Origin of the sequence: Spirillospora sp. NPDC127506, assembly GCF_040302145.1 — a bacterium.
GTDB lineage: Bacteria > Actinomycetota > Actinomycetes > Streptosporangiales > Streptosporangiaceae > Spirillospora.
The window spans coordinates 1-25,806 of record NZ_JBEORG010000007.1; the positions used below are offsets into that span (position 1 = coordinate 1).

The 25,806-nt window shown below is 73.5% G+C and carries 21 protein-coding genes; 8 read left to right on the forward strand and 13 right to left on the reverse strand.

The window, feature by feature from the left end:
- Positions 1-416: 416 nt before the first annotated feature.
- The 4 genes from ABTW95_RS09615 to ABTW95_RS09630 form a co-directional block, all read right to left on the reverse strand.
- Complete coding sequence (locus ABTW95_RS09615) at positions 417-680, reverse strand: sigma factor-like helix-turn-helix DNA-binding protein (RefSeq protein WP_396447159.1); 264 nt, start codon at positions 678-680, stop codon at positions 417-419.
- 75 nt (positions 681-755) lie between these two features.
- A complete protein-coding gene (locus ABTW95_RS09620; protein ID WP_500225938.1) occupies positions 756-1,667 on the reverse strand; it encodes an ROK family protein in 912 nt (303 codons plus the stop codon).
- Entirely contained in the window at positions 1,664-2,779 is a 1,116-nt protein-coding gene (manA, locus tag ABTW95_RS09625) for a mannose-6-phosphate isomerase, class I (RefSeq protein ID WP_500225940.1), read from the reverse strand. The genes ABTW95_RS09620 and manA overlap by 4 nt, the downstream gene beginning before the upstream one ends.
- Before the next feature lie 338 nt (positions 2,780-3,117).
- Entirely contained in the window at positions 3,118-4,260 is a 1,143-nt protein-coding gene (locus tag ABTW95_RS09630; RefSeq protein WP_396447158.1) for an MFS transporter, read from the reverse strand.
- A gap of 105 nt (positions 4,261-4,365) precedes the next feature.
- Here ABTW95_RS09630 and ABTW95_RS09635 point away from each other — a divergent pair, with 105 nt between their 5' ends.
- From ABTW95_RS09635 to ABTW95_RS09650, 4 genes are all read left to right on the forward strand, one after another.
- Positions 4,366-4,875, forward strand: a complete 510-nt coding sequence (locus ABTW95_RS09635) for an Lrp/AsnC family transcriptional regulator (protein ID WP_396447156.1) — start codon at positions 4,366-4,368, stop codon at positions 4,873-4,875.
- A 42-nt stretch (positions 4,876-4,917) separates the two neighbouring features.
- Positions 4,918-6,654: an AMP-binding protein gene (locus ABTW95_RS09640; protein WP_396447155.1), complete on the forward strand. Its 1,737-nt coding sequence runs from the start codon at positions 4,918-4,920 to the stop codon at positions 6,652-6,654.
- 8 nt (positions 6,655-6,662) lie between these two features.
- Positions 6,663-7,562 (forward strand): phosphotransferase family protein, encoded by a 900-nt coding sequence (locus ABTW95_RS09645; RefSeq protein WP_396447154.1) that lies wholly within the window; start codon positions 6,663-6,665, stop codon positions 7,560-7,562.
- A gap of 67 nt (positions 7,563-7,629) precedes the next feature.
- Positions 7,630-7,893 carry a TFIIB-type zinc ribbon-containing protein gene (locus tag ABTW95_RS09650; protein ID WP_396447153.1) on the forward strand — a complete coding sequence of 88 codons (264 nt, stop codon included), beginning with the start codon at positions 7,630-7,632 and terminating at the stop codon, positions 7,891-7,893.
- A 71-nt stretch (positions 7,894-7,964) separates the two neighbouring features.
- On the opposite strand, the gene ABTW95_RS09655 is transcribed toward ABTW95_RS09650, so the two are convergent.
- Positions 7,965-10,508, reverse strand: a complete 2,544-nt coding sequence (locus ABTW95_RS09655; protein ID WP_396447152.1) for a polynucleotide kinase-phosphatase — start codon at positions 10,506-10,508, stop codon at positions 7,965-7,967.
- Complete coding sequence (locus ABTW95_RS09660; protein ID WP_396447151.1) at positions 10,505-11,929, reverse strand: 3' terminal RNA ribose 2'-O-methyltransferase Hen1; 1,425 nt, start codon at positions 11,927-11,929, stop codon at positions 10,505-10,507. The genes ABTW95_RS09655 and ABTW95_RS09660 overlap by 4 nt, the downstream gene beginning before the upstream one ends.
- Before the next feature lie 65 nt (positions 11,930-11,994).
- Between ABTW95_RS09660 and ABTW95_RS09665 the strand changes: the two genes are divergently transcribed.
- Entirely contained in the window at positions 11,995-12,831 is an 837-nt protein-coding gene (locus tag ABTW95_RS09665; protein ID WP_396447150.1) for a TIGR02452 family protein, read from the forward strand.
- Here the strand turns inward: ABTW95_RS09665 and ABTW95_RS09670 are convergent.
- Positions 12,828-13,619 (reverse strand): TetR/AcrR family transcriptional regulator C-terminal domain-containing protein, encoded by a 792-nt coding sequence (locus ABTW95_RS09670; protein WP_396447149.1) that lies wholly within the window; start codon positions 13,617-13,619, stop codon positions 12,828-12,830. The genes ABTW95_RS09665 and ABTW95_RS09670 overlap by 4 nt on opposite strands.
- A gap of 173 nt (positions 13,620-13,792) precedes the next feature.
- Here ABTW95_RS09670 and ABTW95_RS09675 point away from each other — a divergent pair, with 173 nt between their 5' ends.
- A complete protein-coding gene (locus ABTW95_RS09675) occupies positions 13,793-15,499 on the forward strand; it encodes an MFS transporter (protein ID WP_396447148.1) in 1,707 nt (568 codons plus the stop codon).
- Between the two features lie 69 nt (positions 15,500-15,568).
- Here ABTW95_RS09675 and ABTW95_RS09680 read toward each other — a convergent pair whose 3' ends face one another.
- Together ABTW95_RS09680 and ABTW95_RS09685 are read right to left on the reverse strand one after the other, a co-directional pair.
- Complete coding sequence (locus tag ABTW95_RS09680; protein ID WP_396447147.1) at positions 15,569-16,495, reverse strand: LLM class F420-dependent oxidoreductase; 927 nt, start codon at positions 16,493-16,495, stop codon at positions 15,569-15,571.
- Positions 16,496-16,538: 43 nt separating this feature from the next.
- Positions 16,539-17,642, reverse strand: coding sequence for a DUF11 domain-containing protein (locus ABTW95_RS09685; protein ID WP_500225944.1), 1,104 nt, complete (start codon positions 17,640-17,642; stop codon positions 16,539-16,541).
- A 195-nt stretch (positions 17,643-17,837) separates the two neighbouring features.
- Here ABTW95_RS09685 and ABTW95_RS09690 point away from each other — a divergent pair, with 195 nt between their 5' ends.
- Positions 17,838-18,866 (forward strand): glycoside hydrolase domain-containing protein, encoded by a 1,029-nt coding sequence (locus tag ABTW95_RS09690; RefSeq protein ID WP_396447145.1) that lies wholly within the window; start codon positions 17,838-17,840, stop codon positions 18,864-18,866.
- Between the two features lie 39 nt (positions 18,867-18,905).
- Here the strand turns inward: ABTW95_RS09690 and ABTW95_RS09695 are convergent, their stop codons facing one another.
- Positions 18,906-20,084 (reverse strand): GNAT family N-acetyltransferase, encoded by a 1,179-nt coding sequence (locus ABTW95_RS09695; protein ID WP_396447143.1) that lies wholly within the window; start codon positions 20,082-20,084, stop codon positions 18,906-18,908.
- On the reverse strand, positions 20,081-21,529 hold the full coding sequence (locus tag ABTW95_RS09700) for an MDR family MFS transporter (RefSeq protein WP_396447142.1): 1,449 nt from the start codon (positions 21,527-21,529) through the stop codon (positions 20,081-20,083). Before ABTW95_RS09700 ends, ABTW95_RS09695 begins: the two co-directional genes overlap by 4 nt.
- A gap of 96 nt (positions 21,530-21,625) precedes the next feature.
- Here ABTW95_RS09700 and ABTW95_RS09705 point away from each other — a divergent pair, with 96 nt between their 5' ends.
- Positions 21,626-22,207 (forward strand): TetR/AcrR family transcriptional regulator, encoded by a 582-nt coding sequence (locus ABTW95_RS09705; protein WP_396447141.1) that lies wholly within the window; start codon positions 21,626-21,628, stop codon positions 22,205-22,207.
- A 36-nt stretch (positions 22,208-22,243) separates the two neighbouring features.
- On the opposite strand, the gene ABTW95_RS09710 is transcribed toward ABTW95_RS09705, so the two are convergent.
- Positions 22,244-23,593: a class I SAM-dependent RNA methyltransferase gene (locus tag ABTW95_RS09710; RefSeq protein WP_396447140.1), complete on the reverse strand. Its 1,350-nt coding sequence runs from the start codon at positions 23,591-23,593 to the stop codon at positions 22,244-22,246.
- Positions 23,574-25,607 carry an APC family permease gene (locus ABTW95_RS09715; protein WP_396447139.1) on the reverse strand — a complete coding sequence of 678 codons (2,034 nt, stop codon included), beginning with the start codon at positions 25,605-25,607 and terminating at the stop codon, positions 23,574-23,576. Before ABTW95_RS09715 ends, ABTW95_RS09710 begins: the two co-directional genes overlap by 20 nt.
- Between the last annotated feature and the right edge of the window lie 199 nt (positions 25,608-25,806).

Below are 25,806 nucleotides of genomic sequence, written 5' to 3' on the forward strand. Positions count from 1 at the left end.
TGGCTGGCGTAGGAACCTCCATCCTCGGGAGACCTCGACCTCTATCCCCGGACCGACGCGCCAGCCCCCACCACACCCTCGATTGCGAAGAGCCCGGAAAGGCTGCTGCTGTGCATTCGATGGCGACGCATCTTCCTCCTCCTTCCGGTCTCGTTCCGTACAACGCCCATGGTGCCCGGACGGTTCCCGCCCCGGCAACCCTTTTATCGGCTGCTCGTCGAAATCGGCCCCTCTGGCCACCGATTCCCAGGCCCGGAACTCATCTGCTTCGCGCCGTCCGGCATGGCGCGCCACTGCGCCCGCCCCGGCCTGGGCGCCGCTCACGGACGTGGAGCCGCTGCGCGTCGCGCTCGCCTGGAGCCGCGACGGCCCGCTCGTCCGGGCGTTCGCCGCGCTGGTCCGCGATCCCGCGGACGTCACACGGTGGTGCGCGGCGCCTCCAGGGCCGCGCTCAGCGCGCGCAGCGCGTGGTAGACGCGGACCTTGACCACGTCGACCGGCACCCCCAGGGAGGCGGCGGCCTCGTTGACCGACCGGTCCCGGAAGACCGTCTCGGTGAGGATCTCGCGGTGCGCGGACGGCAGCGCCTGGAAGGCCCGGGCGACCACCGCGGGGCGCATCCGCCGCCCCGGCATCCCGGGGACGAACGAACCGGTGTCTTTGCCCATTCGCAGTGCCACGCCGCAAACCTCGCACCCCGGGGCCCCTCCCGCCCCCTCCTTATGCCCGCTTTAAGGAAGCGTTGAGGGTGGGATTCAGTGGGGGCGGGTGAGGGGCGCGCCGGAGGCGAGGAGGGCCAGGGCGGCGGCGCCGTAGAGGCCGGCGTCGCGGTCGAGGGCGGTGGGGGTGACGTGCAGGTCGCGGAGGTGGGGCATGCCGGCGCGCTCGGCGATCGTCTTGCGGAGCGGGTCGAGGAGGAGGTCCCCGGCGGCGGCCACGCCGCCGCCGATGACGACGTCGCGGATGTCGAGGACGGCGGCGGTGCCGAGGATGGCGGTGGCGAGGGCGCTCGCGGCGCGCTGGAAGGCGGCGAGGGGGACGCGGGCGCCGGCGCGGGCCGCGGCGGCGAGGGCCTTGGCGTCGGGGCGGCCGGTGGCGAGGGTCCAGCCCTGGGCGAGGGCCCACCGGACCATGCCGGGGCCGCAGGCGATCGTCTCCAGGCAGCCGCGGGCGCCGCACACGCACGGATCGCCGCCGGGGTCGACGGGGACGTGGCCGATGTGGCCGGCGTTGCCGGTCCGGCCCGTCCAGGGGCGGCCGTCGATGATGAGGCCGCCGCCGACGCCGGTGGACACGACGACGCCGAGCAGGGACGAGCCGGAGTGGCCGCCGCGCCACCATTCGCCGAGGGCCATGCACTGGGCGTCGCCGGCGAGGGAGACGGGCACGCCGGGCACGAGGCGCTGGACGGCGGCGACGAGCGGGTAGCCGCGCCAGCGGGGGATGTTGAGCGGGCTGACCGTGCCGGCGGCCGCGTCGATCGGACCCGCCGAACCGATCCCCACGCCGGTGACGGACGGGTCGGCGAAGTCGGCGACGAGGCCGCGGAGGGTGGCGGTGGGCGACTGCCCGACGGGGTGCTCGGCGCGGTCGAGCAGCGCGCCGGAGGCGTCGACGCGTGCGACGGCGAACTTGGTGCCGCCGATGTCGAGGGCGAGGACCGTCATGACCCGATCCCCGGGAGCACGCGGTACAGCGTGCCCTTGCCGGTGAGGGCGGCGGCCGGTGCTCCGGCCGGGATGAACGCGGCTTCGCCCCGGGCGAGGGGCAGGGAGGAGAGCCGGGCCTCGCCCTCCACGCAGAGGAGCGTCTGGGGGAGGCCGGCGGGCAGCTCTTCCGGGTCGTCGGTGAGGTCGTGGCGGACGAGGACGAACTCCTCGGCGGAGGAGCGGTACAGGTTGCCCTCCGGTTCGACCCGGGCGGGGGCGGAGGGGACGAACTCCACGACGCGCATGAGTTCGGGGATGTCGATGTGCTTTCCGGTGAGGCCGCAGCGCAGGACGTTGTCGGAGTTCGCCATGACCTCGATCGCGAGACCGCCCAGGTAGGAGTGGGGCACGCCGGCGTCGAGGAACAGCGCCTCGCCGGGCTTGAGCCGCACGTGGTTGAGCAGGAGCGCGGCGAGGATGCCGGGGTCGCCGGGGTGGGCGCGGGCGATGTCGGCGTAGACGCCGGTGAGGGCGGGTTCGACCGCGGCGAGGACGGAGCGGGAGCGCTCGTCCAGGACCTCGGTCAGGACGGTGCGGAGCGCCTCCGCGGGCGGCGCGGTGCGCAGGGCCGTGATCCAGGCGCCGAGTTCGGGGACGGCGAGGTCTTCGAGGAACGCCGCCGTTTCGGCGGGGTCGCGGAAGCCGCAGAGGCCGTGGAAGTCGGTGAGCGCGCAGACCATCTCCGGCTTGTGGAAGGGGTCCTTGTAGGTGCGGGCGCGGTCGTCGATCGGGATGCCGCGCGCCTCTTCGGCGGCGAAGCCCGCCTCCGCCTGCTCGGCGGTCGGGTGCACCTGGAGAGATAGCGGTTTCTCGACGGCCAGCACCTTGAGCAGGTAGGGCAGCGTGGGGCCGAAACGGTCCACGGAGGGCGCGCCGAGCATCCCGGCCGGGTCGCGTCCGATGAGGACGTCGAGGGGGGTGCCGTCCACCGACGAGGGGGCGGCCGGGTGCGCGCCCGCCCACAGCTCCGCCTGCGGGCCGCCGGTCGGCTCGGTGCCGAGCAGCTCCGGCAACGCGGTTCGCGACCCCCACTCGTAGGGCCGGATCACGGTCGACAGCGGCAGGGGCACCAACCCGCGGGTTCTCCTCACTCGGTGCGCCACATCGGGAGGTCGGCGCTCGTGGGGAACAGGGTACAAGCGCCGGACATCCGCGGGCGCGGGGTCCTGGGCACGTGATCAACACGACATTCCGGATGAACCTCCGGCGGTCCCGCCCTCGAACTGTTGGGCGGGGACGGCGCCCGGCGGGCCGCGCCCCATTAGGATGAACGCCGGGGAGGTGGTGGACGTGGGCAAGCACAACAAGCCGGCGACGCGGTCGTGCCCCGGCTGCAACGGGACCGGAACCAGCACCGCCACCCACGAGAGATGCAACGTCTGCCGCGGCACCGGACGCATCTGACCGGTCAGCGCGCCCGCCCGGCGAGGGCGAGCAGGGCCAGGGCGCAGGACGTCCAGGCCAGGACGCCGTAGCCGCCCGCCGACAGGACGACGGTCGACAGCAGGCTCGCGGCGGCGGCGAGCGTCCAGACGGCGGCGTCGACGGCGCCCTCGACGTGCGGGCGCTCCGCCTCGGGGAGGTCGCGGGCGAGCCGCCCGCTGCCGCCGACGAAGCACAGGTTCCACCCGTACCCGAGGAGGAACAGCGCCACGGGACGGCCGAGGCCGCCGGTCGCGACGGCGGCGAGGCCGGTGGACGCCGCCAGGGTGGCCAGCCCGCCGACGATCACGGGGCGGGCGCCGAAGCGGTCGAACAGGCGGCCCGTCACGGGCGACAGGGCGAACATGCCGAGGGTGTGCGCGGACAAGGTCATCCCCACCATGTCCAGGCCGTCGCCGTGCATGTGCATGTCCACCGGGGCCGCGGTCATCACGGCGACCATCACGACCTGCGCCGTCGCCATCACCGCCAGCGCGGAGCGGGCCGCCGGCGTCCGGATCAGCCGGCGCAGCGGCGGCGCCGCCGGCGCCGCCGTCCGCCCGCGCGGCGTACCGGTGACCGCCGCGGCGGCGGTCGCGCAGGTGAGCACGGCGAGGAGGAACGGGCCGGTCAGCGGGTGCAGGCCCGCGCGGCCGGCGAGCACGCCGGAGGGGTCGAGCAGCAGCGGGCCGCCGACCGCGCCGGCCGCCGCGGACCACACGACGAGCCCGATGGCGAAGCCGCGCCGGCCGGGCGGGTGCAGGTCGGCCGCCGCGTACCGGGAGAGCTGGGCGGCCGCGTTGCCGAGGCCGAGCAGCAGCATCCCGGCGCACAGCCCGGCCACGTCCCCGGCCGCGACCGCGGCGGCGGCCAGGCAGGCGCCGGCCGCGGCCGCGGCGTAGCCGAGGAGGAAGCCGGCGCGGCGGCCGAGCCGGCGGGCCAGTCTGGTCAGCACGAGCGCGCCGGCGCCCGTCCCGACGATCCCGGCGGTGCTGGGCACGCCGCCCCAGCCGGCGCCGAGCCGGTCCGCGGCGACCAGCGTGCCGGTCGCGCTCGTCACCGCCATGGACGCGTTCATCAGGGCGGCGCCCGAGCACAAGGCCGCCATGGGGCCGGATCGCTTGGTCATCCCTTAACGCTATGAACGTCGATCCGCCTTCTGAAGGGGAGGTCGATGGCATTCGGCGGCTTCGGCCTTTAGTTTGGAAGGAGTTTCCCGGGAAGGACTTTCATCATGGATCGCGAGCTGGATCAGACCGACTGGCGCATCCTCGCCGAGCTGCAGCGGGACGGCCGCCTTTCGTTCAGCCGGCTGGCGGGGCTGGTCAACCTCTCCTCCCCCGCCGTCGCCGAGCGGGTGCGGCGCCTGGAGGAGTCCGGAGTGATCACCGGCTACCGGGCGCAGGTCGACCCGGCGCGGGTCGGGCAGCCGCTGACGGCGTTCGTGCAGATGCGCTGCGCCCTCGGCCGCTGCCTGCTGAAGACCACCGCCGCGGAGGACCTGCCGGAGGTGACCGAGATCCACAAGCTGAGCGGCAGCTGGTGCTCGATGCTCCGGGTGCGGGTCGCGTCGATGCCGCACCTCGAAGGACTGCTGGAGCGGCTCGGCGAGCACGGCGAGATGAACTCGCACATCGTCCTGTCGACCGCCTTCGAGGGCCGCGCCGTCGCGCCGCCCGCGGACGGCGCCCGGACGGTCACGGCCTCCGCGGGATGGACCCGCCGGACGCCCCCCGGGGAGTGAAGCGGCGGCGCGGACGCCCGAGAAATGGTTGAATCGTGCGCTATGTGGCACTCGTCACTGCGTTCCAAGCCCTGGCGACGGAGGTATCAGCCCGGTGTTCCCGTCGATCTCGACATCCCGGACATCCCCGTCACTCGGCTGCTCGACGATGCCGCCGCTCACTATCCGCGCAAGCCGGCGCTGATCTTCTTCGGGCGGGAGATCTGCTACCGCGACCTGCGCGAGGCGGTGGACCGCTTCGCCGACGGGCTGCACCGGCTCGGCGTCCAGCCCGGCGACCGGGTGGCGCTGATCCTGCCGAACTGCCCGCAGCAGGTCATCGCGTTCTACGGGGTGCTGCGCCGGGGCGCCATCGCCGTGCAGCACAACCCGCTCTACACCGAGGAGGAGATGCTCCGCCAGCTCGCGGACTGCGGCGCGCGGGTCGCGGTGGTGCTGGACCGTTCCTTCGCCACGGTGCGGGCGGTGCGGTCCCGGCTGCGGCTGGACCACATCGTCGTGACGTCCCTGCTCGACTACCTCCCGGCGTCCCGGCGGATCGCGCTGCGGCTGCCGCTGGTGCAGATGCAGCGGCGCCGCGCCGCCATCACCGCGGACGTGCCGCACGACCCGGGCGTCGTCCCGTTCAAGGAGCTGCAGCGCCCCGCGCGGCAGCCGGTGCGGCAGCTGCCCGTCGACCCGGCGCGGCACCTGGCGGCGATCCAGTACACCGGCGGGACGGAGGGGCGCCCGAAGGGCGCGATGCTGACGCACCGGAACCTCATCGCGAACGCCTGCCAGCAGCACGCCTGGGACGTCGGCGGGCGGCGGCCGGGCGAGGACGTGACGCTGGCGGTGCTGCCGCTGTTCCACTCGTTCGGGCTGATGAGCTGCCTCGTCGCGCCGGTGATGACGGCGGGCGCGGTGGTGCTGCTCCCCCGCTTCGACTGCGACCGGGTGGTGCGCGCGATCCGCAAGTACCGGCCGACCATCTTCCCCGGCGTGCCGACGCTGTACGACCAGGTGCTCGACAGCCCCCGGTTCCGGCCGTCCGACCTGCAGTCGCTGCGCGTCTTCATCTCGGGCGCGATGAGCCTCACGCAGAGCACGATCGACCGGCTGGAGCGGCTCGGCGCGAAGGGGCTCATCAACTGCTACGGGCTCACGGAGGCGTCCCCCGCCGTCACCGGGAACCCGCTGGACGGCACCGCGCGGAACCTGACGGTCGGGCTGCCGCTGCCCATGACCGACGTCGTCATCGTCGACCAGGACGAGCCGACGCGGGTGCTGCCGCCCGGCGAGCCCGGCGAGCTCGTCGTGCGCGGCCCGCAGGTCTTCGCCGGCTACTGGAACGCGCCGCTCGCCACCGCGCAGACCCTGTCGAAGGGCTGGCTGCGCACGGGTGACATCGCCGTGATGGACGAGGACGGTTTCATCACCATCCTGGAGCGGATGCGGGACATGATGAAGGTGAACGGCTTCACCGTGTTCCCGACCGAGGTCGAGAAGGTGCTGCGCCGCCATCCCGCCGTCTACGACTGCGCCGTGGTCGGCGTGCCGGACCCGCGGCGCGGGGAGCGCGTCGTCGCGCACGTGGTCGAGCACCCCGCCTACCCTTTCTCGGCGGAGGAGCTGCGGACGCACTGCGAGCGCTACCTGTCGCACTACAAGGTCCCGTCCGAGTTCCGTCCGCGCACGGAACTGCCCAGGAACCTGCTGGGCAAGGTCGTCCGGCAGCGGCTGCGGGACGAGTTCGCGGAGGCCCCGGAGAGCCGGATGGGATCGGCCCAGAGTGGTTGACTGAGCGGGTGGAGACCGAGACCGCCCGATCCGCGCTCTTCGCGCGGCTCGCCGAGATCGGGCGCCGTTCGGCCGGCGCCGCCACGCCCCCGGAGCTGCTGTACGACCGGCACGGCGTGCTGGTGGTGCGCGTCGGCGACGTGGTGGTGAAGGCGCACCAGGCCGACCGCGAGCACGGCCCGGCGTTCCTCGGGCGGATACGGCTGGCGGGCGCGCTCACCGGCCTCGTCGTCGCCCCGCTGGGCCCGCCCCTCACCGTGGACGGCAGGACGGTCACGGTCTCGCCGTTCGGCGAGCCGGTCGACCCGGGCCGAGCGCTCCCCTGGGAGGAGGGCGCCCGGCTGCTGGCGGCGCTGCACTCGGCGGGCGTCCCGGCCGGGGCGCCGCCCTGGGGACGTCCCGCGCGGGTGGCCCGCCTGGTCGCCCGGCTGGGCGGCGGTCCCGCCGAGGACGCCGTGCGGCGCGCGTTCGCGACCCTTCCCGCGTGGATCCGCGGTGAGGAGGACGAGCCCCCCGCGCCGGCGGAGCGCCTCATCCACGGAGACTGGCACCTTGGCCAGATGGTCCGCGTCAGGGACGGGCGGTGGCGGCTCATCGACATCGAGGACATGGGGCGCGGCGACCCCGCCTGGGATCTCGCCCGCCCGGCGGCGCTGTACTCTGCCGGAGTCCTCCCCTCGGACGAGTGGGAGCGGTTCCTGGGCGCGTACACCGCGGCCGGCGGCCCGGCCGTCCCCGCACAGGGCGACCCATGGACAAGCCTGGACATACCCGCACGAAGTCTTGCGATCCAGATCGCCGCCACGTGCGTCATATCCGCGGGGAGGGAAGATCGGGCACTCGACGGGCCGGAGCAGGCGATGATCGACGCCTGCACGAGAATATCCGCGGCGGGGGACGCGGCATGACGTGGCGTGAAACCTGCCCTACATTTAGCCTCTAGCTGGGGATCCATACCGGAAGGACGACAAGGCGATGCACTGCCCTAAGTGTCGTGGCGTGATGCGGACCTACACCCGCAGCGGCGTCCACATCGAGCAATGTGACAGCTGCCGGGGCATCTTCCTCGACTACGGCGAACTGGAGGCCCTCAGCCAGATGGAGTCGCAGTACCGGGCGGCTCCGCCGCCGGCCGCGGCACCGGGATGGGGCGCGCCCGCACCTTCGGTGCACCACCATCACCACGGGCACCACCGCCCCCACCACGGCAGCGTCTTCCACATGCTGTTCTCGACCTGATCCGGCGCGCCGTGGCCCGCCCGGCGAGGCGGGCCGCACGCGCCTATGGGCACGCGCCTATGGGCACTCGCCTACAGGCGCGGGTCGACGGGCTCGGACTCCAGCGCCAGGACGGCGAAGACCGCCTGGTGGACGCGCCAGAGCGGCTCCCCGGCGGCGAGCCGGGCGAGCGCCTCGGCGCCGAGCGCGTGCTCCCGCATCGCCAGCGACCGCTTCCGGCCGAGGGACCTGCGCCGCAGCCGGTCCAGGTTGCCCGGCTCGGTGTAGTCCGGGCCGTAGATGATCCGCAGGTACTCCCGCCCGCGGCACTTGACGCCCGGCTGGATCTTCGCGTCATCGGGGAACGGGCCCAGCGGCTTGACGACCATGCCCTCGCCGCCCGCGGCGGTGAGCTTCTCCCACCATGCGGTGGCGGCGGACTCCGACTCCGGCGACCCCAGGTCGACCGTCACCGACTCCGTCCGCCGGACCAGCCCGCTCGTGTCGCTCTCCGCGAGGCGCTCCGCCGCGGACATGTGCCATTCGTGGCCGCGCGCTTCCGCCCACGAGCGGCCCTCCCCCGCGAGGATCTGGAACGGGGCGAACCGCAGCCCGGCGAGCCCGTCGACCGTCCAGCAGTAGCGCGCGTAGGCGTCCCGGAACCGGGACGCGTTCGCGGCGCGCCGGTCGATGTGCTCGCGGAGGCCGCCGACGTCGAGGCCGCGTTCCCCGGCGCGCGCCAGGACGCCGGACGCCATGGGCAGCGCCGCGCGGGCCGCCGCGCCGGCCGCCGCGTACTGCGTGCGGATCAGGTCCATGGCCTTGGCCGACCACGGCAGCAGCTCACCGTCGATGACGAGCCATCCGGTGTCCAGTTCGTCCCACAGCCCGGCACCGCCGATCGCGGCGCGGAGCCGGTCCAGGACCTCGGCCGTGCGGGACGGGTCGCGGAAGAACGAGCGCCCGGTGCGGGTGTAGACGGCGCCGGCCGTCCCGTCGTCCACGCCGAAGCGCGCCGCGGCGACGGCGGCGTCGCGGCAGACGACGGCCACCGCGCGGGAGCCCATGTGCTTCTCCTCGCAGATGACGCGGGTGATCCCCTTGTCCCGGTAGGCGGCGAGGGCCTCGGCCGGATGCTCCAGATATCCGGGCAGGGGCGAGGTGTCGGCGGGTGCCATGGTGGGCGGCAGGTACACGAGCCAGCGCGGGTCCACGGCGAACCGGCTCATCACCTCCAGCGCGGCCATGGCGTTCTCCTCGCGGACGGCGACGCGGCCCATGAGGCGGGTCTCGACCCCGTGGTTGCCGAGGACGTCGCCGATGTTGAGGACGTCGTTGTCCCTGGGCCTGGCGGACGCGCTCTCCAGCGGTCGCGCCGGCTCGTACCAGACCTGCCGCGCCGGAACCGACACCAGCTCGCGCTCGGGGTAGCGCAGCGCGGTCAGCTTCCCGCCGAACACGGCGCCGGTGTCCAGGCAGATGGTGTTGTTGACCCACTCCGCCTCCGGGACGGGCGTGTGCCCGTACACGACCATGGCCTTGCCCCGGTAGTCGCGGGCCCACGGATACCGCACGGGGAGCCCGTACTCGTCGGTCTCCCCCGTGGTGTCGCCGTAGAGCGCGAACGAGCGGACCCGCCCCGACGAGCGGCCGTGGTAGTCCTCCTTGAGCCCGGCGTGGGCCACGACCAGGCGGCCGCCGTCCAGCACGTAGTGGCTGATGAGGCCGTCCATGAACGCCAGCGCGCTCTCGCGGAAGCCGTCGTCCACGGCGGCGAACTGCTCCAGGGACACCTCGAGGCCGTGCGTCGCCCGCACCTTGCGCCCGCGCAGGGCGCGGACGAGCTTCACCTCGTGGTTGCCGGAGACGCACAGCGCGTCGCCGGCGGCCACCATGCCCATCACCAGGCGCAGCACGCCCGGCGAGTCCGGCCCGCGGTCGACGAGGTCGCCGACGAAGACCGCGGTCCGCCCGCCGGGGTGGCGCGCCCCCGCGGCGCGCCCCAGCGCGTCCCGCTCGATCTCGTAGCCGAGGCCGGTGAGCAGGTCCTCCAGCTCCGCACGGCATCCGTGCACGTCGCCGACGATGTCGAACGGGCCGGTCAGCTCGCGCTTGTCGTTCCACGCCTTCTCGTAGGCGATCGTCGCGGCGTCGATCTCGTCCGGTCCGGTGAGCACATGGCAGCGGCGGAACGTGCGGGTCAGCTCCCGCATGCCGCGCCGCAGCTCGCGCCGCTGGCGCGGGATCACGTGCGGCGGCAGGTTCCGGTCGGGGCGGGCCGCGTTCCGCTCGGCGGCGAGGCTCTCGGGCACGTCGAGGACGATCGCGACCGCCATGACGTCGTGGTCCCTGGCGATCCGCAGCAGCGCCTGCCGCGCCCTGCTCTGCACGTTCGTCGCGTCCACCACGGTCAGCAGCCCGCGCCGGAGCCGCTTGGCCACGATGTAGTGGAGCAGGTCGAACGCGTCGCCGGTCGCGGACTGGTCGTTCTCGTCGTCGGACACGACCCCGCGGCAGAAGTCGGACGAGACCACCTGCGTGGGCGCGAAGTGCTTGCGCGCGAAGTGGGACTTGCCCGACCCGGTCACGCCGACCAGCACGACCAGCCCCATCTCCGGGATCTTGATCTCGGTCATCGGGTGAACACCCCCATCTGGGTGGGCGCGCCGACCTCGGGGTCGTCGTCGCCGACGGGCACGTGGCGGACGCGGTAGCCGTGGGCCTCGGCGACCCGGCCGGCCCAGGCGCGGAACTCGGCCCGCGTCCACTCGAACCGGTGGTCGGAGTGGCGCATCGCCCCGGGGGCGAGCCCCTCGTAGCGGACGTTGTGCTCGGCGTTCGGGGTCGTCACGACGACGACGCGGGGCGCGGCGTGCCCGAACACCACCCGCTCGACGGCGGGCAGGCGCGGCGGGTCGATGTGCTCGATGACCTCCATCAGCACGGCCGCCTCGTAGCCGCCGAACCGCTCGTCGGCGTAGGTCAGGGCGCCCTGGAAGACGTCCCCGACCCGGCCGTCGCGGCGCTGCCGGTCGTCCCAGCGCAGGCGCCGCCAGGCGTGGCCGAGCGCGCGGTGCGAGACGTCCGCGCCGGAGACCTCGCTGAAGAAGTCGTCTTTGAGCAGCCGCGCGAGCAGCCGCCCCGAGCCGCAGCCGAGGTCGATGACGCGCCGGGCGTTCTCGTCGCGCAGCGCCTGCACGACGGCCTGGAGGCGGTGCTCGGCGAGGGAGACCGCCTTCCCGTCGTTCTCCTCGCTCTCGCCGCTCTCGGCGGCCGGCTCCTCCTCGACCTGCACGGGGTCGAGCTCCTCGTCGGGCGCGTCCTCGGCGTCGGCGAGGCGGCCCAGCGCGGTGCGGACCAGCCCGCGCCGGTTCGCCAGGTAGCGGCGGGTGATCGCGCCCCGGCCGGGGTGCGCGGCGAGCCAGCCCGCACCGGCCCGGATGAGCTTGTCGACCTCGTCCGGCGCCAGCCAGTAGTGCTTCGCGTCGTCCAGAACGGGCAGCAGCACGTACAGCTGGTTGAGCGCGTCGGCGAGCCGCGTCGTCCCGGTCAGCGTGAGCGTCACGTACCGGGAGTCGCCCCATTCGGGGAACTCCGGATCGAGCGGGACCGGCACCGCCGACACGTCCCAGCCGAGCGGCGCGAAGAAGCGCTCGGCCTGCCCCGGCCCGCCCCGGCACGGCAGCGCCGGCAGGACGATCTCCAGCGGGATCGGCGACTCCGCGAGCTCGGGACGCGCCGCGCACCGCCCGCGCATGGCGGTGCGGAAGACGTTCGCCATCGCGGAGGCGAGCAGGGACGACGCCGCGTAGGGGCGGTCGTTCACGTACTGGCCGAGGGAGAAGTCCGGCGTGCCCTTGCCGCGCGTGCGCACCAGCTTGACCGGGTCGACGTCCAGCAGCAGCGCCGCCGTGCAGCGCCGCTTGTCCGCCTCGGGGTAGAAGACGTGCGCCGTCCCGAAGGACTGCTCGAACCGCTGCACCCGATCGGGATGCTTGTGCAGCAGGAATCCCAGGTCCGTCGCCTGGTCCAGAGTCGTGGTGATCGTCAGAAGCACGCGCCCAGTGTGGCGGACATAACCAGATGATCCGCATTTGTTTTTCCGGAAGAATGCCGCACGACATGAGCAGACACCCCCGCCGGATGACCGCGCAGGAGACCGTGGCCATCCTCGAACGCGGCGGCTACACGGCGCCCTCCGGCCGCGCCGTCTCGATCGCCGGCGACCTCGCCCGCGCCGTCGAGGGAACCGTCCTGTACCGGCCGGACGAACTGGACGCGCTCCTGGAGCGGCCGCCCGCGGGGGCCGGCGCCGGGACGCGCGTCGAGGTGACGGGCGAGACGACCCTCGCCGCCGCCCGCCGGCTGTGCGGCGGCGGCGCGGTCCCGCTCGCGCTCAACTTCGCGTCCGCGAAGAACCCGGGCGGCGGCTTCCTGAACGGGGCGCACGCCCAGGAGGAGGGGCTGGCGCGCTCGTCCGGCCTGTACAGGTCGCTGCTGTCGGCCAGGGAGTTCTACGACTTCCACCGCGCGCAGCGCGACCTCCTCTACAGCGACCACATGATCTACTCGCCGGGCGTGCCGGTGTTCCGCGACGACGCGGGGCGGCTGCTGGACGCCCCGTACCGCGTCGCGTTCCTGACGTCCCCGGCCCCGAACCGCGGCGCGATCCGGGACCCCGCCCACGCCGAGCGGATTCGCGCGGTGCTGCGGCTGCGCGCCCGCAAGGTCCTCGCGGTGGCGCTGGCCCACGGGCACGGCCGGCTGGTCCTGGGCGCCTGGGGCTGCGGCGTGTTCCGCAACGACCCGGCCGAGGTCGCGGAGGCGTTCGCGGGGCCGCTGCGGCCGGGCGGGGAGTTCGCCGGCCGCTTCGAGCACGTCGTCTTCGCGGTGTGGGACACCGCGAAGGGCTCCCCGCGGCAGGCGGCCTTCGAGGACGCCTTCGGGGACTTCGCCTAGCCGGCGCTCCCCGCGTCCTCCGCGCGGTCCCCGTCCTCCGCGCGGTCCGCGTCCTTCACGTAGGAGGCGATGCCCCGGACGAGGAGGTCGAGCCCGAACTCGAACCGTCCGTCGTCGTCGGCGTCGGTGAGCTCCTCGACCATCCCGGTGATGGTGGGGTACCGGTCCTTCGGCAGGGCCGCGAAGTACTCCCTGAACTGCCCGAAGTACGCCTCGAAGAACTCGTGCGGGTCCTCGCCGGCGGGCGCCTTCGCGTAGTAGACCGTCCCCTCGATCGCGTCGGCGTCGAGGAACATGCCGAGCGTGTCCACGGCCATGCCCGCGATCTTCTTCGGCACGCCGCCCGCCCGCATCAGCGCGAGCTGCGCCTCGGCGACGTCCAGCAGGTGGGGGCCGGTCGGGATGAGGCCCATCGACACCAAGGCGATGTCGCGGTGCGAGGTGTAGACGCGGCGGATCTCGCGCGCCAGCTCCTTCAGCTGCTCCTGCCAGCGCGCCGGGTCGGGTTCGGGGAGCCTGATCTCGGCGGCGACGCGGTCGAGCATCAGCTCGCGCAGCTCCTCCTTGCCCGACACGTGCGCGTACAGCGACGCCGGGCCGGTGCCCAGCTCCTGGGCGACGCGGCGCATGGTCACCGCCTCCAGGCCCTCGGCGTCCAGGACGCCGATCGCCGCCTCGACGACGGCCTCCTGGGTGAGCGGCCGCCTCGGCGGCGCGGCCCTGCGCGGCCTGCGTCCGGGCGGCGTCGGCAGGCCGGGCGCCGGCTTGTCCGGGCGTGCGGTGGCCACGTCGGATCCTCCCAATCTCGCGATACATCTTGACTATCGCGAAACGCGATATATCTTCTCTACTGGCGAGAGAAGTTCGGCCGAACAACGAACATCGTATTTGACACGAACGACGTTCGGCTATAGAACAGCGTTCGTAATTACGAACATCGTTCGATGATGCGGAGACCACGATGACCGAGACATTGACCTCCCGTGCGCGGGACACCGCGGAGGCGGGCTACCGCTGGCGCTGGATCGCCCTGTTCGTGATCCTCGCCGGCGAGATCATGGACATGCTGGACGCGCTGATCACCAACATCGCGGCCCCCACGATCCGGGCCGAGCTGGGCGGATCGGCCGCCACCATCCAGTGGCTCGCCGCCGCCTACACGCTGTCCATGGCGGTCGGGCTCATCACCGGCGGCCGCCTCGGCGACCTCTACGGCCGCAAGCGGATGTTCGTCATCGGCGCCGCCGGCTTCACGATCGGCTCGCTGCTGTGCGGCGGCGCGGTCTCCCCCGGCATGCTGGTCGGCGCCCGCGCCATGCAGGGCCTGTTCGGCGCGCTGATGCTGCCGCAGGGCATCGGGATGATCAAGCAGATGTTCTCCGCCAAGGAGATGGGCACCGCGTTCGGGCTGTTCGGCCCGGTGATGGGCCTGTCGTCGGTCGGCGGCCCGGTGCTGGCCGGCTGGCTGATCGACGCCGACCTGCTCGGCACCGGCTGGCGGATGATCTTCCTGATCAACCTGCCGCTCGGCGCCGCCGCCGTGCTGGCCGGGCTGAGGTTCCTGCCCGCGGGGCGCGCCGAGCACGCGACCCGCCTGGACCTCACCGGCGCCGCCCTGGCCTCGGTCGGCGCGGGCCTGCTGATCTACCCGCTCGTCCAGGGCCGCGAGCACGACTGGCCGCTGTGGACCTTCCTCATGATGGCCGCGTCCCTCGCCGTCTGGGGCGTCTTCACCTGGTACGAGACCCGCAAGCAGCGGGCCGGCGGCGACCCGCTGATCGTGCCGAGCCTGTTCCGCAAGCGCGGCTTCTCCGGCGGCCTCGTCCTCGGGCTGGTGTTCTTCGCCGGGGTCGCGGGCCTCGGCCTGGTGCTGGCCCTGTTCTTCCAGCTGGGGCTCGGCTTCACCCCGTTCAAGGCGGGGCTCGCGCAGATCCCCTGGTCGATCGGCATCATCATCGGGTTCGGCGTCGCGCAGGCCCTGCAGCGCTTCGGCCGCAAGGTGATCCACGCGGGCACCGCCGTCATGGCCGCCGGCATCGCCGGCGCCTACGCCACGCTCCAGTACGCCGGGACCGACGTCACCGCCTGGCAGCTCGTCCCCGCCCTGACCGTGACCGGCCTCGGCATGGGCATGCTGATGGCCCCGTTCTTCGACACCGTCATCGCCGGCGTCGAGCCGGAGGAGACCGGGTCGGCGGGCGGCACGGTCACCGCCGTCCAGCAGCTCGGCAGCGCGCTCGGCGCCGCCGTCCTCGGCACGATCTTCTTCGGGCTGCTCGGCGGGCACGTCGCGGCCGCCGCCGACGACGGCGCGCCCGCGCTGCGCCGGGAGCTGGCCGCCGCGTCCGTCCCCGCCCCGCTGCAGGACCGGATCGTGTCCGGGCTGCGCGACTGCGGCCACGACCGCGCCACCGCCAAGGACGCCGTCGCCGTCCCCGCGTCCTGCCACCGGATGCAGAACGACGTCCGGGCCGCCGTCGCCGCCGTGCCGCAGTCGGCGCCCGCCGTGCAGAAGGCGGTCGCGCAGGCGGGCGAGCACTCGGCGAAGGCCGGCTTCAGCGACGCCATGAAGATCACACTGTGGGTCGAGGTCGGGATGCTCGGGCTGGCGTTCGCGGCGGCGTTCCTGCTGCCGATGCATCCGCGCCCGCAGGAGGAGGCCGCCTGACGGGCGAGCCCGACCGGGCGAGAGGGGCCCGCGGCACGGAACGCTCCCTGCCGCGGGCCTCCCCGCACGTCAGACCTTGCTCATGACCTCCGCGGCCAGCAGCTCCAGGTGGTCCAGGTCGTGCATGTCGAGGACCTGCAGGTAGACGCGCTCGGCGCCCAGCTCGCCGAACCGGCCGATCTTGTCGACCAGCTCGCCGGGCGTCCCGGCCAGGCCGTTCTCGCGCAGCTCGGACACCTCCCGCCCGATCGCGTCGGCGCGGCGCTTCAGCTCCGCCTCGTCCCGCCCGCAGCACACGACCTGGGCGGCGGAGTACACCAGCGGCTTCGTCCGGCCGGCCTCGGCGCACGCGGCGCGGACCCGGCCGAACGCCTCGCCGGTCTCGCTCACCTTGTGGAACGGGACGTTGTACTCGTCGGCGTAGCGGGCCGCGAGGCGCGGCGTCCGCTTCGCCCCGAACCCGCCGATGATGATCGGCGGGCCGCCCGCCTGGGCGGGCTTGGGCAGCGCGGGCGAGTCGGTCAGCGTGTAGTGGGCGCCGCTGAACGAGAAGGTCTCGCCCGCGGGCGTCCCCCAAAGCCCGGTGAGGATCTGGAGCTGCTCCTCCAGCCGCTCGAACCGCTCCCCCAGGCTCGGGAACGGGATGCCGTAGGCGGTGTGCTCCTGGTCGAACCAGCCGGTGCCGAGCCCGAAGTCGACCCGGCCGCCGCTCATCTGGTCGACCTGCGCGACCGCGACGGCCAGCGGCCCCGGGTACCGGAACGTGGCCGCCGTCACCAGCGTGCCGAGCCTGATCCGGCCGGTCTCGCGGGCCAGCGCGCCCAGCGTGACCCAGGAGTCGGTCGGGCCCGGCTCGCCGGACACGTCGCCCATCTTGACGAAGTGGTCGGACCGGAAGAACGCGTCGAAGCCGAGGTCCTCGGCCGCCTTGGCGACCGCCAGCTGCGTGTCGTAGCTCGCCCCCTGCTGGGGCTCAGTGAAGATCCGAAGACGCATGACACCATCCTGGTACCCCGGCGGACCCGTTCGCGCCACCGGGTCAGCGCCGCTTAGTGATCTTCGTGCGGAGGACGGCGCGGTTGTTCGCCCGGTCGGTGTCGGTGACCGGCGAGGCCGCCGTCCAGGACGACTCCAGCACCGTCCCGGCCCGGACGTTCCCGCGCGGCACGGCCGTGAGCCGCAGGGTCCGCGACTCCCCGGCCCGGAGCGACCCGACCGCGCAGCGGTAGGCGCGCCCCAGCGGAACGCACGCCGCGTCCCCGCCGACGATCTCGATCGGCCCCCGGGACTCGACGGTCACGTCGCCGGCCGCGGCCGGGCCGAGGTTGCGGACCCGCAGCGTGAACGGGATCTTCGCGCCCTTCCGCGCCGTCGCCGGAGCCGTCTTCGCCAGCGCCAGGTCGGCGGTCCGCGCGACGCGGACCGCCGGGAACCTGCGGGCGGCGCGCGCCCCGCCCCACGTCACCGTCCCGCGCGGACTGATCGTCTGGCCGGGCTCGGCGTGCCGCGACACCTTCGCCTTGATGGCGCCGGCGGCCCGGTGCCCCTTCTTGACGGTGCCCAGGTCGCACACGACCTTCCGTCCGGCGGACTCGCAGTGCTTCTCCCCGGACACGAACGCCAGCGACTTCGGCAGCGTCGTCCTGAACACCGCCTTGCCGGACTTCTTCGGCCCCCTGGCGGTCACCGTGAAGGCCCACTCGTAGGTGCGTCCGGGGACGACGGCCTGCTTCGGGCTCTTCGTGCGCAGCACGACCGCCTCGGGCTTCGCGTGCGCCTCGGACTTCGCGTGCGCCTTGGGCTTGCCATGCGCCTTGGGCTTCGCGTGCGTTTTGGGCTTCGCGTGCGTTCTGGGCTTCGCATGCGCCTCGGACTTGCCATGCGCCTTGGGCTTTGTGTGCGCCTTGGGCTTCGCATGCGTCTTGGGCTTCGCATGCGTCTCGGACTTGGTGTGCGGCTTGGGCTTGGCGTGCGGCTTGGGCTTGGCATGCGTTCTGGGTCTGGGAGCCGGCCGGGAGTCGCTCCCCTTGTCCCCCTTGTGCGCGGTCGGGCCGGGGCCGTCGGCGTAGGCCGCCGCCGGCGCCCCCAGCAGCGGTGCCGCGGCCAGCAGCGCCAGACCGCGCCTCTGCAGTGTCCAGACCATGATGAGACCCCCCGTGGCCTGCGGATTCGTTGCGGACACGTCCGTTGTAGCGACCCGGGGAGCGGCCGCCTAGCGCCCCGGCGGCGTGTCGCCGCGGGCCGCCCGGGACGGCATGAACATGTCTAATTTGCTGCGACGTAAAGGGCGAAGCCTGTTGAATCGGCCAAAACCGAATCCCCGACCGATGGAGCTGACATGGCCGTCTTCGGCGTCGACTACGCGTGGGGACGCCCCGGCGCCGCCGCGCTGAAGCGGGCCGGGGCGAAGTTCGCGTGCCGCTACCTGTCGCACGACACGACCGGCAAGAACCTCACCCGCAAGGAGGCCGACGAGCTGTCCAAGGCGGGCATCTGGCTGGTCGTCGTCTGGGAGAGCACCGCGAAGCGCCCGCTGGCCGGGCGCTCCGCCGGCGCGGCCGACGCCAGGGACGCCGCCGCCCAGGCCGCCGCCTGCGGCATGCCGGACGACCGCCCCGTCTACTTCGCGGCCGACTGGGACGCCTCCGCCTCCCAGCAGGACGAGATCAACGCCTACCTGGACGGCGCGGCGAGCGTCCTCGGCCGCGACCGGGTCGGCCTCTACGGCGGCTACGGCCCGGTCAAGCGCGCGTTCGACGCCCGGAAGATCACCTACGGCTGGCAGACGTACGCCTGGTCGGGCGGCCGCTGGGACGCCCGCGCCCAGCTCCAGCAGTACTCCAACGACCACACCGTCAACGGCGTCGGCGTCGACTACGACCGCGCCGTGAAGAGCGACTACGGGCAGTGGCGCGTCGGCGTCTCGCCCGAGGGAGACGACGACATGCCCGACTACGTGTCCGTCGGCACCGACACCGAGCAGCAGCTTCCCCCCGGCAAGTGGACGAACGTCGATTGGGACCACGAGTACTCCGACACCGAGCACCAGCACAACAACCCGGGCGGCCCGAGCCTCCTCACCGGCTCCGCCCGCTACAGCCTGATGGTCTCGGCCACCGTGACCGGCGTCCCCGAAGGCACCCTCATCCAGGCCCGCGCCATCGAGGTCGAGATCGAGGACACGAGCAAGTACGAGGCCGGCCCCGTCCAGGACTTCCGCTCGGTCGGCGACACGATGAACCTGGTCTACGGCCTCCCCGCCGACACCGTCCGGTCCGGGCACCGGGTGCGCTTCCAGCTCATCCAGCACGGCGATTCCCCGGCGACCATCACGGACGGCAGCGCGAAGGTCTTCTTCTGGCGGTAGCCGGGGGGATCGCGAACGGCCCCCGCTTCGCCGACGCGATCAGAAGTCGTCGTTGATGTAGGGGGCCAGCGGGACGGCCAGGGCCGCGGTCAGGCGGGCCGCGGCGCCCGGAGTCCGTTCGGTCACGGCCCCGACCCGGGTGAGGGTCATCGGGGTCGTGCCGCCCAGGTAGACGGCGGCCAGGTCGGCGGCGGTCAGCACCAGGTCGGCGGAGTCCGTCGTCGGTTCGCATGCGGGCTCGGAACCCGCGGTGAGGCGCCAGCGGCCGCTGTTGGACGGGATGCGGGCGTCTTCGACCTCCAGGACGAAGGTGTCCTCGGTGGCCCATTCGCGTGCGCGGAGCGCGGCCGGGACGTCGACCAGGCGGAGCCAGAGGGCGCCGTAGTTCTCCTTGACGGTCACCTGGTCGGGGTCGGTCACCATGTACGGGAGCAGGTCGTCCACGGGACGGCTCGGGGCGTGGATGCGCGAGGTCAGGTCGATCGACGCCAGGTAGCGCCAGAGGGCGGCCTCCACCTCGGGCGTCTCGCCCACCAGGTCCACGACCCTGATCGTCTTGTTCTCGTCGGCGCGGTAGACGGCGTAGCCGGCGGGGTGGACCACCACGCGCGGTTCGGTGAAGCCCGCGGCCTCGTCGTCCACCGAGCGGAGGATCGAGCGGGTCCACCACTCGGGATCGCGGACCAGCCCGCCCGGGCGGGCGGCGAGGCCGCGCCGGTGGATCGGGTCGAGGACCTCGGGGGCGGAGGCGGTGTCGACCAGGCGGAGCGGGCGCGGGTCGGGCGCCGTGCGGAGGTCCAGCGGGCGGGAGCTGTCGACCTCCAGGACGGCGGCGCGGGTCGCCAGGCCGAAGCCGTAGCGGCCGTAGATGGCGCCCTGGGACGCCCACAGCGCGGCCACGGGACGGCCGGCGGCGACGGCGTCGCGGTGCATGCGGTCGATCAGGGAGGTGAGGATCCCCTGGCGGCGGTGGGTCGGCAGCACGCCGACGAAGGTGACCGCCGAGCAGTCCAGGAACGCCCCGGGGACGGCGAGGCGCATCGGGAGGGTCGCGAGCTGGCCGACCAGGGTCTCGCCGTCGTAGGCGCCGATGCGCTCGGAGCGGCGGGGCCTCCAGGCGTCGCGCTCGCGGTCGTCGACGCGGGCATGGAACACCATGCCCGCGAGGTCGACCATGCGCTCGGCGTCGGACTCCGGGACGTCCCTGATCTCGATCACGGGTCCACGTTATGCCCCCGCCGGCCCGGCAGGGCCAGGCACAGCGGGAGGGCGGCGAGGGTGAGGGCCGCGGTCCACCAGAACGCGTGGCCGTACCCGGCGGCCTGGGCCTCCGGCCCGCGGGCGGTCCCGGCACCGCTCTGCAGGACGACGGCGAGGACGGCGATGCCCACGGAACCGCCGAGCTGCTGGGCGACTCGGCTGATGATGCTCGCGTCGGGGATCTCGTGGCGCCCGAGGCCGGCGTACACGGCGCCGGCCGGCGCGATCATGGCGGCGCCGAGGCCGGCGCCGCGGACGAACAGCGCGGCCATGAGCGGGACATCACCGGTACGGGCGGTGACGAACGCGAACGGCACGGTCGCCGCGGCGACGAGGGCGAAGGAGACGGCGGCGACCCGGCGGGGCCCGAAGCGGTCGACGCAGGTCCCCGCGACGCCCCGCGCGAGGAGCGCGCCGAGCCCCTGCGGGATGAGCAGGAGACCGGCGCCCAGGGCGTCCTGCCCGCGGACCTGCTGGAAGTACAGCGGCAGCAGCAGCATCGCGCCGTACAGGCCGAGGCCGCCGAGGAAGAGCAGGGCGGAGGAGGAGGCCACCGCACGGTGGCGGAACAGCCGCAGGTCGATCAGGGCGCCCGCGGGCCGGGCCAGCGTCCGGGCGGTGAAGGCGGCGACCAGGGCGAGCCCGCCGAGCAGCGGGACGAGGACATGGGCGGCGGCGAGGTCCGCGCCGCTCTGGATCCGGGAGAGGCCGTAGAGGAGCGCGGCGGTGCCGGGGCACAGCAGCGACAGGCCGACCACGTCCAGGCCGGCGGGCGGCTCCTCGGCCGACGGCCGGTCGTCGGGCAGGTTGCGCCGGGCGAGCCAGACGCCGGCGGCGCAGAAGGGGATGTTGAAGTAGAACATCCAGCGCCAGTCGGCCTGGTGCAGGATGAGGCCGCCCAGGACCGGGCCCAGTACGGGGCCGAGCGCGGTGGGCACGGTGATCACGGCCATGACCCTGCCGATGTTCCGCCCCCCGGCGGCCTGCACGAGCAGGGTGACCATGAGCGGCATCATCAGGCCGCCGGCGGCGCCCTGGACGGCGCGGAAGGCGATGAGGCTCGCCGCGTCCCACGCCAGGGCGCTCAGCACCGATCCGGCCAGGAAGCCGCCCAGGGCCATGATCCACAGCCGCCGTCCGCCGAAGCGCGACTGGGCCCATCCGGCGACCGGGACGGCGGCGGACAGCGCCAGCAGGTACGCGGTGCTCACCCACTGGACCGTGGACAGGGACGTGTGCAGGTCGGCCGCCAGGTCGTCGAGGCCGACGGTGACGATGGTCGTGTCGAACACGACGGCGAGGGCGCCGGTGATGAGGGTGACCGCCATGCGCCGCACGGCGGGGTCGACGCGCTCGGGCTCAGGTACCGGAGGCGCGGCCGCCGCGTCTCGGGGAAGGCTCACGGAGGACCATCCTTAGAAAGAGTTCTCTATCTAACGGTCCTCAGCGTAGGCCGCTACGATGAGATAGGCAACTCTTTCTAAAAAGGAGGCGGGCGGATGGCGGAGCGGCGCCGCGGGGCCGCGCTGGAGAAGGCGCTCCTCGACGCGGCCTGGGACGAGCTCGCCGAGCACGGCTACGCCAGGTTCACGATCGACGCCGTGGTCAGGCGGGCCGGCACCAGCCCACCGGTGCTCTACCGCCGCTGGTCCGACCGCGACGAGCTGGTCCGCGCCGCGATCGCCCACGTGCTCCGGGAGTCACTGCTGGAAGTCCCCGACACCGGCAGCCTGCGGGACGACCTGGTGTCCCTGATGCGGGAGATCGGCACGACGCGCGTCCGGCTCATCACCCTCGTCTACGGAGCCCTGGCGGGCTACCACCGGGACGTGGGCGAGGACCTCGGCGAGCTGCACGACCCCGCCGTCACGGGCCGCGCCGAGGCCCTCGACACGATCTACGACCGCGCCGTCCGGCGCGGCGAGATCGAACCGGACCGCCTGACCGACCGCATCAAGAGCCTGCCGTTCGACCTGCTGCGGCACGAGATCCTGCTGACCTTCGCCCCCGTGCCCGACGCCGTCATCGAGGAGATCGTCGACACGATCTTCCTGCCGCTGGTCCGGCCTCCCGGGACCTGACCCCGGAGAATCGTCTCCGCAGGTCAGACCCGATGTTCAGCCCCTGACCAGCACCGCCAGAACCTCGACATGATGCGTCATGGGGAAGGCGTCGAAGGCGCGGAGGGTCTCCAGGGTCCAGCCGCGCTCGCCGAAGTAGGCGAGGTCGCGGGCCAGGGTGGCGGGGTCGCAGGAGACGTAGGCGATCTTGCGGCCGGCGAGCCGGGTGATGTGCTCGACGACGTCGCGGCCCGCGCCGGTGCGGGGCGGGTCCAGGACGACCACGTCGGCGCGGCGGACGCGCTCGCCGCGGTGGTGGCCGCCGCCGCGCTTGTTCTGCGTGCGGGACGAGGCGGAGGCGCGGCCGAACTCCAGGTCGGCGACGACCTCCTCGACCGGGCCGCGCTCGATCGACACGTTCGGCAGGTCGCGCAGGTTGTGCCGGGCGTCGCGGACGGCCTGCCCGTCCGACTCGACGCCGACGACGAGGCCGTCCGGGCCGACGCGGTCGGCGAGGACGCCGGCGAACAGGCCGACGCCGCAGTACAGGTCGAGGGCGATGTCGCCGGGCTTGGGTTCGAGGGCGTCCAGCACGGCGTCGGCGAGCAGCTGCGCGGCGCCCGGGTGGACCTGCCAGAAGCCGCTGCCGCTCACCTGGTACAGCCGCCCCGAGACCTCCTCGCGGACGTACGGGAGGGACGCGCCCGGCTCGGGCTTGCCGCGGACGAGGCGGACCGGGACGTCCAGCCGCGGCACCCTGATCTTGCGGCGGTCACGGCCGCGCAGGACGACGAGGCGGTCGCCGGTGGTCGCGGACACGATGCCCTCGACGCCGGTCGCGCCCGGCCAGCGCTTGCGCTCGATGCCCATCAGCTCGACGCCCGGGTGCGCGATCAGGCATTCGTCGATCGGCTCGATGTCGTGGGAGCGGTGCCTGCGCAGCCCGACGGCCCCGCCCACGACGGAGAACTGGACGCGGGTGCGCCAGCCGAGGCCGGGCGGGGGCGCCACCTCGGAGTCGACCGGGTACGGGACCTCCTCGACCGTCACCGTGCGGGTGATGCCCGCGAGGCGCTGGAGCTGCTCCTCCACCACGGCCGCCTTCAGCGCCCGCTGGGCGGGCAGGGAGGCGTGCTGCCAGTCGCAGCCGCCGCAGCGGCCGGGCCCGGCGAACGGGCACAGCGGCTCCACGCGGTCCGGGGACGCCTCGATGATCTCGACGGCGTCGGCGCGGAGGAAGTTCTTCGTCCGGTCGGTGACGCGGGCTCTCACCCGTTCGCCGGGCAGGGCGTGCCGGACGAAGACCACGCGGCCCTCGTGCCGGGCGACGCAGAAACCGCCGTTGGCGACGTTGCCGACCTCCAGTTCGAGGACGTCGGGTTCGAGTTCAGTCACGATCCGAAACATTACCGGCACCGGAGCGCGCCCCGGTCCGCGGCGGGCGCCGGGACGAGCCCGGGCCGGGCGGCTCGACCCGCCCCTTGAGCCGGTCGGAGGACCGCAGCTGCCACGCGACGCTCGTCACCATGACGCCCGGCTGGAACAGCAGCCGCCCCTTCAGCCGCAGCGCGCTCTGGTTGTGCAGCAGCTGCTCCCACCAGTGGCCGACGACGTACTCGGGGATGAACACGGTGACGACGTCGCGGGGGCTGCGGCGCCGGATGCTCTTGACGTAGGACAGGACGGGCCGGGTGATCTCCCGGTACGGCGAGTCGAGGATCTTCAGCGGGACGGGGACGTCGAGGGCCTCCCACTCCTCCTGGAGCTGCCGGGACTCCTCGGCGTCCACCGCGACGGTCACCGCCTCCAGCGTGGACGGGCGGGTGGCGCGGGCGTAGGCGAGCGCCCGCAGCGTCGGCTTGTGGATCTTGGAGACGAGCACGATGCCGTGGTTGCGGGCGGGCAGCGCGACGTCCTCGCCGGAGGGCACCAGCTCCTCGGCGACCCGGTCGTAGTGCCGCCGGATGCCCTTCATCAGCAGGAACAGCAGCGGCATCGCGATGCAGACGATGTAGGCGCCGAGCGCGAACTTGGTGATCAGCACCACGACGAGGACGATGCCGGTGAGGGTGGCGCCGAACGCGTTGATGGCGCGGGACGACTTCATCCGGCGGCGCTGCGCCCCGTCCCGCTCGTCGGCGAGCAGCCGGTTCCAGTGCCGCACCATGCCGACCTGGCTGACCGTGAACGACACGAACACGCCGACGGTGTACAGCGGGATCAGCCGGCTGACCGACGCGTCGTAGGCGTAGATCAGCAGCCCGGCCATGGTGGCGAGGATGATGATGCCGTTGCTGTAGGCGAGCCGGTCGCCGCGGGTGTGCAGCTGGCGCGGCAGGTAGCGGTTCTGCGCGAGCACCGAGCCGAGCACCGGGAACCCGTTGAACGCTGTGTTCGCGGCGAGGAACAGGATCAGCGCGGTCATCGCGGTGACGAGCGCGAACCCGGGCGTGAAGTTGCTGAACACGGTGTGCGCGACCTGCGCGATGACCGGGTCGGCGTCGGTGACGGCCTTGCCGGTGGACGGGTCGACGAGATGGCTGCCCTGGTCGGGCTCGGCGAACTTGGCGTCGGTGACGTAGGCGAAGGCGGTGACGCCGCCGAACATCGTCATCGCGACGAGCCCGAGCGCGAGGAGGGTCTTGGCGGCGTTCTCGCCCTTGGGCTTGCGGAACGCGGGCACGCCGTTGCTGATGGCCTCGACCCCGGTCAGCGCGGCGCAGCCGGACGAGAACGCCCGCAGGAGCAGGAAGACGAGGGCGAACCCGGCGACGTCCATCTCGTCGCCGCGGACCTCGTAGTGCGCGGTCTCGGCCTCCAGGTCGGTGCCCGCGACCAGGCGGAGGCCGCCCCACGCGAGCATGCTGAAGACCGCGAACATGAACAGGTAGGTGGGGATCGCGAACGCAACGCCGGCCTCCTTGAGGCCGCGCAGGTTGCCGATCGTGAGCAGGACGACGATGCCGATCGCGACGGCGACCTCGTGCGGCTGCATGAACTTCAGCAGCGCGCCGAGGTTCTCCACGCCGGACGACACCGACACCGCGACGGTGAGCACGTAGTCGACCAGCAGGGCGCTGGCGACGACGACGCCCCAGTTGCCGCCGAGGTTGGCGGTGGCGACCTCGAAGTCGCCGCCGCCGCTCTGGTAGGCCCGGACGTTCTGCCGGTAGGACGCGACCACGGTCAGCAGGATCACCACGACGGCCGCGGCGATCCAGGGCGTGTAGTGGTACATCACGAGCCCGCCGGCCCCGAGGGCGAGGATGATCTCCTGCGGGGCGTACGCCACCGACGACAGCGCGTCGCTGGCGAAGACCGGAAGCGCGATCCGTTTCTTCAGCAGCTGCTCGTGCTGCTGGGAACTGCTCAGCGCGCGGCCGAGGAGGAGCCGCTTCGCCAGATCCGGGACCTTGGACACGGGAAGAGAGCCTAGCCCTCGGCCCGGACGGCGCTTCCGGGGGCCGCCGCCCCTTCGGGGGCTGGTTGGGTAGTACTCGCCTGGGGGGATGTGTAGGTTTGCAGCCCGCAGGGATCATTGACGGAAAACGGTCCTCGGGTGCGGCACGGCGTCGGCGGCGCAGCGACGAATGCCGTGCACCGGCGCGGGGGTACAGGGG

Bases quoted from the DNA above. Each gene is read 5' to 3' on its own strand.
- ABTW95_RS09650 (WP_396447153.1), top strand. From the start codon at position 7,630: ATGCACTGCCCTAAGTGTCGTGGCGTGATGCGGACCTACACCCGCAGC.
- ABTW95_RS09620 (WP_500225938.1), bottom strand. From the start codon at position 1,667: ATGACGGTCCTCGCCCTCGACATCGGCGGCACCAAGTTCGCCGTCGCA.
- ABTW95_RS09690 (WP_396447145.1), top strand. From the start codon at position 17,838: ATGGCCGTCTTCGGCGTCGACTACGCGTGGGGACGCCCCGGCGCCGCC.
- ABTW95_RS09665 (WP_396447150.1), top strand. From the start codon at position 11,995: ATGAGCAGACACCCCCGCCGGATGACCGCGCAGGAGACCGTGGCCATC.
- ABTW95_RS09680 (WP_396447147.1), bottom strand. From the start codon at position 16,495: ATGCGTCTTCGGATCTTCACTGAGCCCCAGCAGGGGGCGAGCTACGAC.
- ABTW95_RS09705 (WP_396447141.1), top strand. From the start codon at position 21,626: ATGGCGGAGCGGCGCCGCGGGGCCGCGCTGGAGAAGGCGCTCCTCGAC.
- ABTW95_RS09630 (WP_396447158.1), bottom strand. From the start codon at position 4,260: ATGACCAAGCGATCCGGCCCCATGGCGGCCTTGTGCTCGGGCGCCGCC.
- ABTW95_RS09635 (WP_396447156.1), top strand. From the start codon at position 4,366: ATGGATCGCGAGCTGGATCAGACCGACTGGCGCATCCTCGCCGAGCTG.
- ABTW95_RS09710 (WP_396447140.1), bottom strand. From the start codon at position 23,593: ATGTTTCGGATCGTGACTGAACTCGAACCCGACGTCCTCGAACTGGAG.
- ABTW95_RS09655 (WP_396447152.1), bottom strand. From the start codon at position 10,508: ATGACCGAGATCAAGATCCCGGAGATGGGGCTGGTCGTGCTGGTCGGC.
- ABTW95_RS09640 (WP_396447155.1), top strand. From the start codon at position 4,918: ATGTGGCACTCGTCACTGCGTTCCAAGCCCTGGCGACGGAGGTATCAG.
- ABTW95_RS09685 (WP_500225944.1), bottom strand. From the start codon at position 17,642: ATGGTCTGGACACTGCAGAGGCGCGGTCTGGCGCTGCTGGCCGCGGCA.
- ABTW95_RS09675 (WP_396447148.1), top strand. From the start codon at position 13,793: ATGACCGAGACATTGACCTCCCGTGCGCGGGACACCGCGGAGGCGGGC.